At 45.0% G+C, this 12587-nt stretch carries 6 protein-coding genes; 1 reads left to right on the forward strand and 5 read right to left on the reverse strand.

Features of this window, described 5'->3' with window-relative positions; translation table 11 throughout:
* The first annotated feature begins 291 nt into the window (after nt 1–291).
* On the forward strand, nt 292–3069 hold the full coding sequence (gene acnA / locus Q0502_RS10740; protein WP_298650578.1) for an aconitate hydratase AcnA: 2778 nt from the start codon (nt 292–294) through the stop codon (nt 3067–3069).
* A 33-nt stretch (nt 3070–3102) separates the two neighbouring features.
* Here the strand turns inward: acnA and Q0502_RS10745 are convergent, their stop codons facing one another.
* The 5 genes from Q0502_RS10745 to Q0502_RS10765 form a co-directional block, all read right to left on the reverse strand.
* A complete protein-coding gene (locus tag Q0502_RS10745) occupies nt 3103–4284 on the reverse strand; it encodes an RtcB family protein (protein ID WP_298650580.1) in 1182 nt (393 codons plus the stop codon).
* A gap of 77 nt (nt 4285–4361) precedes the next feature.
* Nucleotides 4362–7160 carry a sugar-binding domain-containing protein gene (locus Q0502_RS10750; RefSeq protein WP_298650582.1) on the reverse strand — a complete coding sequence of 933 codons (2799 nt, stop codon included), beginning with the start codon at nt 7158–7160 and terminating at the stop codon, nt 4362–4364.
* Complete coding sequence (locus Q0502_RS10755; RefSeq protein ID WP_298650585.1) at nt 7148–9055, reverse strand: heparinase II/III family protein; 1908 nt, start codon at nt 9053–9055, stop codon at nt 7148–7150. Before Q0502_RS10755 ends, Q0502_RS10750 begins: the two co-directional genes overlap by 13 nt.
* Before the next feature lie 69 nt (nt 9056–9124).
* Nucleotides 9125–10903, reverse strand: a complete 1779-nt coding sequence (locus tag Q0502_RS10760) for a glycoside hydrolase family 88 protein (RefSeq protein WP_298650587.1) — start codon at nt 10901–10903, stop codon at nt 9125–9127.
* A 19-nt stretch (nt 10904–10922) separates the two neighbouring features.
* Complete coding sequence (locus Q0502_RS10765) at nt 10923–12515, reverse strand: sulfatase (protein WP_298650590.1); 1593 nt, start codon at nt 12513–12515, stop codon at nt 10923–10925.
* Nucleotides 12516–12587 lie beyond the last annotated feature (72 nt).

Here is a 12587-nt window from a genome sequence, read left to right on the forward strand (position 1 = left end):
GTACTCGTCTGGGGGGCGAGTGGTCGCTGGTTCGAATCCAGTCATCCCGACAACACATAAAAGGCTTATAATTAGCCGAGTAATCATAAAGCGAGTGGTGTAATTTTGCACTCCTCGCTTTTTTTGTTGGGTTTATAAATCGCTCCCTCCGGTCAATGACTAATCGAACATCCAGATAACTTCCTGCCGCTCCGGGGATGACCATAAAATCACTGTCTCCATAAGGAATATTTCAAACTTTTGCTTAACTTCGTTGTTAGTTGACTTTAGAATATTATTACAGATTGTGTTATGGAAACAATTAAATCAAAATCAATTCGGGAACTCGCAGTGAACGGGAAAAGCTACTATTACAGTTCTCTTAGAGACTTTCCTGATGGTCGGGTTGAACATCTTCCATTCAGTATTCGTATTCTATTGGAAAATGTATTACGGAATTATGACGGGTTCAGTATCACAGATGACCATGTCAATACGTTGGTTAACTGGTCACCGACTCCGGCAGACAAAGATATTCCTTTTAAGCCGGCACGTATTTTAATGCAAGACTTTACAGGGGTGCCTGCTGTTGTTGATATGGCATCCCTCCGGGCTGAATATATCCGGCATGGCAAAGATGGTCAGAAAATCAATCCTGCTATTCCTGTTGATTTAGTGATCGATCACTCGGTACAGGTGGATTATTTCGGCACAGATTATTCCTATGATAAAAACGTACAAGTTGAGTATGAACGGAATACGGAACGATACGAATTACTGAAATGGGCTCAGAATGGTCTTCGTAATTTCACAGTAGTACCTCCGGGGCTGGGTATTTGTCATCAGGTTAATTTAGAATATTTAGCCAAGGGCATCATAAGCCGTGACGGCTGGTTATTCCCCGACTCATTGGTGGGTACTGATTCTCATACACCCATGGTCAACGGCATTGGCGTGATCGGATGGGGAGTGGGCGGTATTGAGGCGGAAGCAGCTATGCTCGGGCAACCTATTTTCTTTACCTGTCCCGAAGTTATAGGGCTGAAATTAACAGGAAAGATACCGGAGCAATGTACCGCTACCGATATGGTATTGTCAATCACGAAGGTGTTAAGGGACAAAGGTGTCGTCGGAAAATTCGTTGAAGTGTTTGGTGATGGTTTGGATAATTTAACGGTTACCGACAGAGCTACTATTTCCAATATGTCGCCTGAATTTGGATGTACGGTAACTTATTTCCCGATTGATGAGCTCACTTTACAATATATGCGCCAAACCAATCGTACGGAAGAAGAGGTAGAAATTGTGGAAGCATATTGTAAAGAAAACCTGTTATGGCGTACAGGAAATGAAAATATTCAATATTCTTCATTGGTGGAATTCGACCTGTCTACTCTTCAACCCACTGTTTCAGGGCCTAAACGTCCACAGGATAAGATCCTGGTCAAAGAGTTAGGCAAGCAATTCGAACTTCTGCTGGAAAAAGAATATGCCAGGTTTTATTATCCCCTGCATGACAGACGGGAATCCGCCTGGCTTGCTGACGGCGGTTCGGGAACAGAGTTTACCTTTGGGAAGGTTCCGGTAAATGCGCCAACGACCTATGAGGTAGAAAGGGAATCTATTCAGTCTGTAAGAATTAAACATAAGAATAACGAGTTTGTACTCAGTGACGGCAGTATAGTTATTGCCGCAATCACAAGTTGTACCAATACGTCAAATCCCGCTGTAATGGTAGGTGCCGGATTATTAGCAAGAAATGCGGTTATGAAGGGATTACGCACTAAATCCTGGGTTAAAACCTCTCTGGCACCGGGGTCTAAAGTCGTAACCCAGTATCTGGAGCGCTCCGGCCTAAATGCGGATTTGGAAGCGTTGTGTTTTCATACGGTAGGCTATGGTTGTACATCTTGCATCGGAAATTCCGGTCCGCTTCCTCCGCATATAGCTGAAGCTGTTGAAAAGGGCGGATTGATAGTATCTTCAGTATTGTACGGTAACAGGAATTTTGAGGCGCGCGTCCATCCGCAGGTAAAGATGAATTTCCTGATGTCTCCGATGCTTGTCGTTGCGTATGCACTTGTAGGCCGAATAGATGTAAATCTCCTGGAAGATCCTTTGGACTATGATCCGAATGGCAATCCCGTATACCTTAAAGATATCTGGCCGGGTAGGGATGAAATCACGGAAACAATTAAGGCCTGCATGAGGATCGAAGATTTTAAACAGGTCTACGATGTTATTTTCGACGGCTCTACGGATTGGCAGAATCTGAAAGTAAATCTGGATCAGGACTACGAATGGGACAGAAACTCAACATATATTAAAGAGTCTCCATTTTTCGAAGGGCTGAGTGAAGAATTACATCCCTTAATGGATATACACAATGCCAGGGTGTTGTTATATCTGGGTGATTTTGTAACAACCGACCATATCTCTCCGGCAGGTTCATTCAGGGAAGATAGTGCCGCAGGTAAATATCTGCTGGAGCACGGGGTTAGCCGGACCGATTTCAATTCCTACGGTTCCCGCCGGGGTAATCACGAAGTGATGATGCGGGGAACTTTTGCAAATGTCCGTATCAAAAATAAAATTACAGATAAAGAAGGCGGATATAGCACCTATTTCCCGACAAATGAAGTAAAAACCGTTTATGAGACGGCGATGTCCTACAAAAAAGATGAAACACCCCTGATTGTATTGGCTGGTAAAGAATACGGTTCCGGTTCGTCGAGAGACTGGGCGGCAAAGGGCACATTCCTGTTGGGAATAAAGGCTGTGATTGCCGAGAGCTTTGAGCGAATTCACAGAAGTAATTTAGTGGGTATGGGCGTTGCACCATTGGTGTTTATTAATGGCCAGAACGCCGAATCACTGGGCTTAGACGGAACGGAAACCTATTCAATAACCGGTTTGGCGAATGACTTGATCCCTCATAAAACGCTTGAGGTTAAAGCGGTGCATCCGTCAGGAAAAATTACTTATTTCTACGTCAAAGCACGTCTGGATTCCGATATCGAAATAGAGTATTACAAAAACGGCGGTATTCTGCAATATGTATTGCGTAGGTATCTTAGGAGAGATGATTAAAGTCATCTGAGTCCCCACGAGAACCGGGGAAAGTTATTGCGCCTTGAAATTATAGATCGGCTTAATGACTTCGATAACATCCACGGTGTCCGCGATAGCACTCATTATCTCTTCCATAGGCTTATATGCCTGAGGAGCTTCGTCGAGGGTGGACTGGCTAACCGTACTCGAGTAGATGCCTCTCATCGACTCCTCGTATTCATCCATGGAGAGCAGTTCTTTTGCTTTTGAACGGCTCATCAACCTGCCGGCCCCATGCGGTGCAGAGTAATTCCAATCCTCGTTGCCTTTTCCACGGCAGATAAGGGAACCATCGCGCATGTTGACCGGGATAAGCAGGATTTCGCCCTTGTGAGCGCTTACAGCACCTTTACGGAGTATTTTATGGCGGATGTCAATATAGTTGTGTACCGTTTCGAATTGATGCGCGATAGTCAGTCCCATTTCCGCCAGGATTACGTTGGCCATTGTTTCCCGGTTACGGGATGCGAAGCGTTGCACGATCTGCATGTCATTGAGGTAATCATCGAAATCGCTCCCTTCGAGGTATGCCAGGTCTTTGCTGGCGGGAGGCTTCCTAAGCTTTTTCAGCTCTGTCTCAATCTCCTTCTTTCGGCCTTGTTTTTTGAGGTCATCGATCCGTTCCTTCCGGATCGTGCTCACCTCGTTAACATTTTTCCAGGCCAGGTCCTGGTAGTATTTCCAAACGTTCACTCCTAAATGCCGGCTCCCCGAATGTATGACAAGGTAAAGCGAATTGTCTTCTCCTTTGTTCACTTCGATAAAATGGTTCCCACCCCCGAGGGTACCTATCGAAAGCAGGGCACGTCCCAAATCGGCATGCTTAGCGCACCTCAGATCCGAGAAATCGAATTTGGCCACCGCCTCACCCCGGATAGCGAACCCCGAGGGCACCTCTTTTTTGATAACCCGGTCAAGCTCGGGAAGGTTGATTTCTTTTTCATGCAGTTTAGTCGTCAACATGCCGCAACCGATATCCACACCCACCAGGTTGGGGGTAATTTTATCGGTAATGGTCATCGTAGTGCCTACCGTGCACCCCTTTCCCACATGTCCGTCCGGCATCACCCGTATTTTGGCATTCAGGTACGGCGCAAAGTTGGCAAGCGCTTTCACCTGGTCGTATGCTTCGTATTCGAACGTGTCAGCAAAAATTTTCGTTTCGTTGCCGATACTGTTTATGATCCTCTTCATATTGTAAATATAACCATTTATTTGGAATATATCACAGAAAAGAGAGGATTCCTTCCTACTCAAATCACCGGATTACTCTATATCGCATTATCATAAATCGACTTCTTTATTCCTTTTTCTTTTGACGTATTATGGAGATTTGTCCTAATCCGTTCAAATGGTATCTCTTCCGAAGGATTAAAGCCGGTCGACTGCATATATTCCATCAGGCTATAATACAACTGCCGCGCCACAGGACGTGCGTCCAGATTATCTGCCAGGTCAGAACTGCAAAACAACAGCTTTCCGTTTCCAACCTTCGCTTCAAATACCAATCCGAGATTCCTGTTCTTATAGAAATTATCCACCATTCTCACGATTGGGTGCAAATTATCTTTTATACTGTCCAGTTCAATCGTTCTGGCATTTTTACAGATATCCCACCATTGCCAGTTACTGTGCATCTCAGTCGGGAAATGGGCAAGCGCCGGATGCGCCGGGTCACACAGTATCCCCATGGTCCCCGGCTGATTAGGGAAATGGACCGGACTCCAGAATACCTGCACAAATTTCCCTTCCAGTCCGTTGATTTCCTCTTTTGCCGGATTAAGCAGCACTTTCTTTCCTTGTTCCAGTGCTTTTTGGGCTTCAGCAAAATTCCGGGTGTATAAAATATCATTTTTTATTTCAGGAATCGTTTCCGGATATACCCATATATCCCATGAGTTCAGGTACTCCGTATCTTTAAACCGGATGGATAAGACTAATTTACTGGCTTCCGATACCGATGTGAGTGGAACCGAGATATTTCCCAGTATCAATCCATTTCCCAAAGAGATATCCTGCCTGTTTAATTCGCCTTGCGCCACAATGGTTCCGTCCGTCCGGCTTAATGCCCAGAGAGGTTGAATATCTCTCAGTATCCGATCGCTAAAATTGGCTGTTTCAAACTGTACATCGAGCGTTTCACTATTCAGATAGGTTGCTTTTTCAAACCGGGCCAACGGGACTACAGGCGAGCAAAACCTACGGAATTCTTCCGGGGTAATCAGTCCTTTACTCTCCCAGAAAGCATCAATGATCCCTACCAGGGCCGTACCCTGTCCTGGGAAGTCATGCAAATCCAATAATTGAAAACCACTGAATCCGGATGTTTTAAGTGCCCGCTCTATCTCTTCTTTATATAGAATAACAGCTAACTTTCCGCTTGCCATCAGGTAATCATCCGCCAGATGCAACCTTCCTTTCTTTTCAAGGTCTTGGGCTACGGCTTTAAAGTTTAACGGCATAAGATTCCCGGTATATTTATCCATCTCTTTCAGGTTAGGAAAAACGCTGTATTGTCCTATTTCGTGGGTAATAAGCGGCACCGGAAGCCCTTCTACTGCGGAGGAATAATCTTTATTAAAGCTCACAGACTGATTATCAAATATACCTTGACCCCGTACCCAACCGTTTTTGGTCCATTGGGTAACCCAGAAATCATCATTCGGTTCCGGCCAGCTTCCATGCCCTTGCTCAAAAGTAAACGATGTTGTCATGTATAAATGACGCTGATCACGTTCCTTTATACTGGTGAGGAGTTCATCCATCACCCCGAAATCACCCTGTAATTCATTACCCAGGCTCCAGAAGCAGAAAGAGGGATGATTGCCGTATTCTTTCATAATCCGATCCGCTTCATCATAGAGGAAGTCGACGGTGGCTTTGTCTTCACCCACATTCAATACCCATAATGGCAGTTCTACCTGTAAATAAAATCCCATCTCATCGGCTACCTCAAAGGCTGATTTCGGTGGACACCATGAATGAAAGCGGATATGGTTCAAACCGTAATCACGCGCAGTGCCAAATACTTTCTTCCACCCGGCTTTGTCTGTAGGAGGATATCCTTTCAGAGGAAAAATAGCACATTCCAGGGTTCCACGAAGGAATAGTCTCCTGTCGTTTATCTGTAGAAGGGCATCCTTATTGGTTAATTTTCTCATGCCGAAAATTTCATTTCTGGCATCACGACCTTCACCCGTCTCTAAAGTAGCTGTCACTTTATAAATATCAGGATTAAATTCATCCCACAATAACGGGTCATTCACCGGATAATCAAAAACCACTTCATTGCCTTCAATCAGCACCTCCATATCAGGCAATGACTTTCCCCCAGGGTCATTTACAGCCATAACGATTTTCCCGGATACCGGAGAAGAGATTTTTACCGCCACGTTCACTTTTTTATTATCCACATCCGGGGTTAAGCGCAGCTCTTCGATACTGACTTTGTCTTTTGCGGTTAATGATATACGCCCCAATATGCCGTTCCACATGGTTTGTGTGTCATTGGTATAAGCGTGGGCAAGGTCCCTGACCGATATGTCATGTTGTTTACTGTTATCTATGCGGATGACAATGCTGTTTTTCTGACCGGCTACCAGATAATTACCCAGTTCGAAATAATGCGGGGTACTAAGACTCTCATTGTAGCCTTCCACCTTTTTGCCGTTAATCCACACCTGTGAATTCCATATTATACGTTCCAATGTAAGCAGGATATTTTTGTCCTCCCACTCTGCGGGGATAGTTACCTCTTTTCTGTACCATGCCGGACCTATATATTCGTATTTAGCCTTCAGGTTAAGGAAGATCTCTTTTTCCATCACCGGTTCCAATGTACAAGGCGTACCGTAACCGGCATCGCACAATGTTCCCGGAAGGGTTATTTTATCGGTAAACGTCCGGTTATACCATTCGGCGGTAATACCCTGGTCCAGACTGTCAAGGACTACCTCCCATTCACCGGCAAGGCTTATTTCCTTCACGGCTTGCTTACACGAGGTTGAAAACAGGACAACTATACCCAAAACAGTGAATAACTTACAGATTCTCATGATTAAAATTTCCATTCGGTTTCTACTTTCAATTCTTTATGTTGTAAACGGATAATGATCGGATAGCAAAGATGTGTGGGATATTTCTCATTTACCCTGTCATTGCCCGGCGGTATTCCGGGCGCTTCGCCGGTGATTATTTCAAATGGCCCGGCATCCGGCAGGCGAATGTTCAATGTAGCATTACCCACTTTACAGCTTACGGATACCGACGCCGTCCTTTTTGTCGCATTTGTGATGTAATTATAAGCCGGTGCATCATCCAATACAATGGCTTCTCCTTCCTGTGTAAAAACAGGTTTCTCAGTCAATATAAGCACATAATCATACAAATGTTCTTCGGATGAGTTTGCCGTAAACTGATCCGTCAATTTATCCTTGTGCAGGATAAGCTGCCTTTCCATTTCCACCCCCGGATATGCGTCAGCCACCCGGGCTCTTACCTGTCCACCGTGTTTGGTAGCTTTAAAAGAAACAAGTTCACCGGTAGTTGCGCGTTGGTCTTTACCGTCAACAGTAAGGGTACTGTGCGATAAAGTCTTCCGGTACCATTGGGTGAATGCAGGTACCCCGTATGCCGACGTACCCATATCGGATACAAGCTCCTTATCCCCGTTGTGTATGGAGATGGATAACTTATCGGGATGCCCGTGTCCGCCACCGTGCGGACCGTACTTCAACACTACGGTTTTATTGCCTGAACGCAATACTGCATACCCGGTATCCTCAAAATATACCGAAGGCCATGAGACCGGGACCGTAGCAATTTTAATATCGGTATTGTTCAATAAGGCTTCCACTGAATTTCTTTCGGTATAACGGTAACACTGGCTCAATACGTCCAGAAAGAAAGGATCCTTATATCGCTTATAGGCTATTTCGTATAAATGAGCCTGTGCCACAAGGGATTCTCCATACCACCCGTCGTTGTGCGAAGGGAAGAAAAGATCGGCATACACAGCTGAGGCAGGAACGGCAAGCATTTTATGCAGTTTCTCATCGTACAAATTAATATTGCGGCAACGTGCGGCATCGGCAGACAACAGCATTGCCCGCAATGGATAGTAATGATAAACAGGAGAACCTTCGCTCCACCATCCGTCATTCAGCACATATCTCTCCATCTGGGCATAATATCCGCACTCCGGATCATGAACAGCTATATGGATGATACTGTCGTTCTGCAAAGCGACACCCAGCGCTATCAGGCCGCTGTTGTGCCAAACCTGCCAGTTAGCGCTACCCCGTCGACCCAAAAGCAGATCAGCGCAAGGAGTAAGATATCCATCTTCAATTTTTCTGATCTCTTCGGTGGTCATTACCGGCTTGGCAATCATGTAAGCAGGACAGGCATCGCTCGCCCAGACTGCCTCATCGAGGCTTTGTCCGAACATCTTTCCTCCCCACGGGCCTGTTTTCCTTGCGGTATCATGGTGCAGGTATGTCAGGTATTTGGAGGCATAGTCCAGCATCATATCCCGAATGTATTCCGCATATTGTTTCTCGCCCGTAACAATATACAAATACATGCAGGCAGTGAGGTATATCCGGTTTTGCAGGTGTACATGATTAATCCATGCCCAGTCGAATCTATTGTTATTTTCCCAATATTTGTCGCACAGACTACAATAGTGGGCATGAGGTTTATCCCAATCGAAGCGGAACACCTGGTTATGGACAGGGCAGAAGTAATCATGCAGATGTCCTCCCTCCAACAGGGGGACGCGCAAAGAATGTTCCCTTCGTTCATCCACTGTTTCCTTCAATTTTTCTATAATAGAATGTCCCCATTCGGTTTGGGATGAAGAACGGATATTCTCAATATCTTCCGGAGTAAAGAAGAAGTAATTACTTTCCTGAGCCAAAGTGACAAACGGAATAAATAATAAAAAAGCAAAGAGTTTTCTCATAATTTTTGTTTTGTCCCTGTTACATACATTTTGTCCCTGTCACATACTTATGGACTTTTATCCATCTCTTCATAACTCCCCTTTTAAATAGTGCATATATTCCACCGCAGCCAACAGGAAGGCACCTGTACCATATACTTCCGTATCATCCAAACCCACTTTCTTTGGATCGGCGCCTATCGCCTGTACAAATCCTACCTTACCATCCTCGTGCACAATGGAGTGTAAAGCACTCCATGCTTTTATTGCTATCGGCAAATATTTATCCTTATCCAGATATCCCCGGTTTATTCCCCAAAAAAGGCTATAGGTAAAGAATGCCGATGCACTTGATTCAGGCATGGAATAGGCAACGGTATCCAATAAAGAAGGGTGCCAGAATCCCTGGTTGTCTTGTAACAGAGCGATCTTTTCCATCATTTCCCGGAATAGGGTTATATAGAAACTGCGGGAAGAATAATCTTCAGGAAGATGATCAATAATAATAGTCAATCCCCCGGTCACCCATCCGTTGCCACGTCCCCAAAAGACTTTCTCTCCGTTCTCTTCACGCATGTTTATATAGCGGGTATCCCGGAAGAAAAGCCTGTCGGGTTTGGAATAAAGGCTGTCATAGGTAACCCGGAATTCTCTGTCCATAAAATCAAAATACTTGTTATCCCCGGTTATTTTTCCTATACGGGCGAACGAAGTGGGAGCCATAAACAACGCATCGCACCAGCACCAGCGGGAATGGGAACCTTCGGCATAATAATCAAGGCTTACGGATCGGGGGTGATTGATGATGGAATCCAACATCCGTACCGATTCATGGATCATATGGGGTTCTTTGAACTTATTGTACAGCATAGCATAAGGTTGCACAATGCATAAGTCATCGGCAAAGTAAGGATTGGGACCGGTCTGCCAGTTGTTTTTACCAGCCACGGTAAGCAGGAAGTCCCAGTACTTTTGCTCGCCGGTCAGTTCGGCGCATCCGGCCATGCCAATGTACATGGTCGCATTTGTCCAGGCCCAGTATGCATGGGAATTCGGCCATCCCGATCCCTTTTGCACCTGGCTCTCAAAATTTATCAACTGCCAGTCGGCTACTCTCCTGATTATTTTCAGGGTTGAATTCCTATTATATTCCTTCCATTGATTTTTGTCAAAGAAATAATCAAGGATAAGTTCCTTTACCACTGTATGCCCTTTTTCATTCGGATGGTTGCTTTGGCTCATCAATGCATTCAGTTCTTCACCGTTTTTCGTCTTTTGCCTGAAGGCGGCATAACTATCTACCAATCCCGTCCCGTATTTTACCGAGAGATCCCGTATCTGGTGACTGTATTGCTCTAATGGAGGATTGCCATCCAATATATCTTCCGTTAAATCCGGAGTGGGAGTCATCAGGATTACTTTAACACCTTGTCTCTGCGCCTCTTTTATCATTTCTTCCCAGCCCTGGCGGGATCTGTCCAGACCAATTCCTCTGTCATTCAATGCATAATCAATAAATAAGACATCCGGGTTATGGCAAAGTACATCCTGTTTGAACCGTTTTGCTCCCTGTTCAGCATTCTCTCCTCCAATAGCTGTGGTTATGGAATTGACCACCGCATAAGGATAGATTTCCTTTACAGCCTCCAATACCTGTTGCGGATATGCCTGCATTGTCCTTACATAGGGTGTATTGAAATAACCGGATGGTACACTGTGTCCGTGAAACACCAGATGAATGGTCCTGTTATGCGGCCATTTTTTTTGTAACTCCTGCCGGATATCTTCCAGATAACCCTGTGGCTGTCCCGTTTGTGCCGTTATACCCAGGGAGAATAAAACAGATATGAATAAAAGAATATATTTCATTGCTCTTATATTTTATAAATCAATCGGTGATGCTCCCCCACCACGTGTCGTTGGGTTGCCAATCCGCAGATAATTGTTCTTTTCGGATTTCACTCTGTCTCTTCATTGTTTGTTCTTGTTGCTGTTTCCTGTATACCGTTTCTTTACGGGGATCATAAAGAGAATCGGCTACAGGCAGTTTAGCATTTACCTTTTTCATCCAGGTTAATAAATTGTTTTTCAATTCTTTTACCTTTTGCGGAAAATGTGCGTTCAGGAACTCGTTCTCACTCTCATCCAGTTGCAGATTATATAACTCACTTCTTTCATCTTCATGATAGTAAATCAGTTTCCAATCTCCTTTTCTGATTACGGATGAAGGCTCACCTCCCTGGTTTGCATAATGGGGGAAATGCCAGTACAGTTCTCTTTCGACCTTCTCCCATTGTTTGTTTTCAATAACCGGACGGATACTTATACCATCCACATGTTGTTTCGGAACGGGTTTAATCCCTGCATAATCGAGGATGGTAGGGTAAATATCCATTCCGGTTACCGGGTCATTGAAAGAAGTACCTGCGGTTATTTCCGGTGAATACCGGATGATAAAAGGTACCCGCAGGCCTCCTTCCCATTGCCGGCCTTTTCCTCCCCGCAGTGGCAGGTTGGAGGTGGAATAATTATCTCCCGAGGACACACCGCCATTGTCGCTGGTGAAAATAATGATCGTATTGTCGTCAATCCCTGAATACTTGAGTTGTTGCAATACAACCCCCACTGCATCGTCCATCTGCCGGATAAGCCCTGCATAAACAGGGTTATCCTGATGCTGCCTTACCGGGAGGGTACGGTCAATGATAAAACCATCCTCCGATATGCCCATTCTTTCGGCTTTATCCCTGAAATAGCTCCATCGTTCTTTTGTTGTCTGTATGGGACTATGCACGGCATAAAAAGACAGATAGGCGAAAAATGGCTTTTCACTCTCTGTTTCCGTATGATTTTTGATGAAAGCGCTTGTCTCCTTTGCCAGCCGCATAGAAAGATTCTCTCCGGCCGGACCATCGGTTAATTTAGGATTACTATACGGAGAAAAGTATCCGCCATGCGGACTGCCGGAATCCCATCCTCCAATATTGATATCGAATCCGTGTATCTCCGGTGTTGATTGTTCATCACCCAGATGCCATTTGCCCGCCATAAAAGTCGTGTAGTTTGCCTCTTTCAACTTCTCCGGCAAGGTCAGTTCATCCGTTGAAAGCCGCCAATTATAATCCGGCGGAAGCATTTTAGTACGCCTGTTCATTTTTCTCCATTCTTCACCCGATGCTTCGCCTATCCATGTAGTAATCCCATGCCGTGCAGGAGTTTTGCCGGTAAGGATACTGGCCCGTGAAGGGCTTGAAACCTGACAGGCAGCATAAGCGTTGGTAAATATGGCTCCTTTCCTGGCGATGCTGTCTATATTAGGAGTTTCATAATAACTACTCCCGGTACAGTGCAGGTCTTTCCACCCCAGATCATCAGCCAGAATGATCAATACATTTGGTTGTTTTTTCCCAGGCGCACCGTATGAAGAAAGTGGCAACAGGGTTGCCCCGGATAATATTGAAAAAATTACTTTATTGTGCATAATTGTCCATTGAAGTTATTCATTTTCAATCCTTATTACGCTACTCATGTACTTGCTTAATGAGATAGCGCT

Source organism: uncultured Proteiniphilum sp., from assembly GCF_937873925.1.
In the GTDB taxonomy this organism is placed as follows: Bacteria; Bacteroidota; Bacteroidia; order Bacteroidales; family Dysgonomonadaceae; genus Proteiniphilum.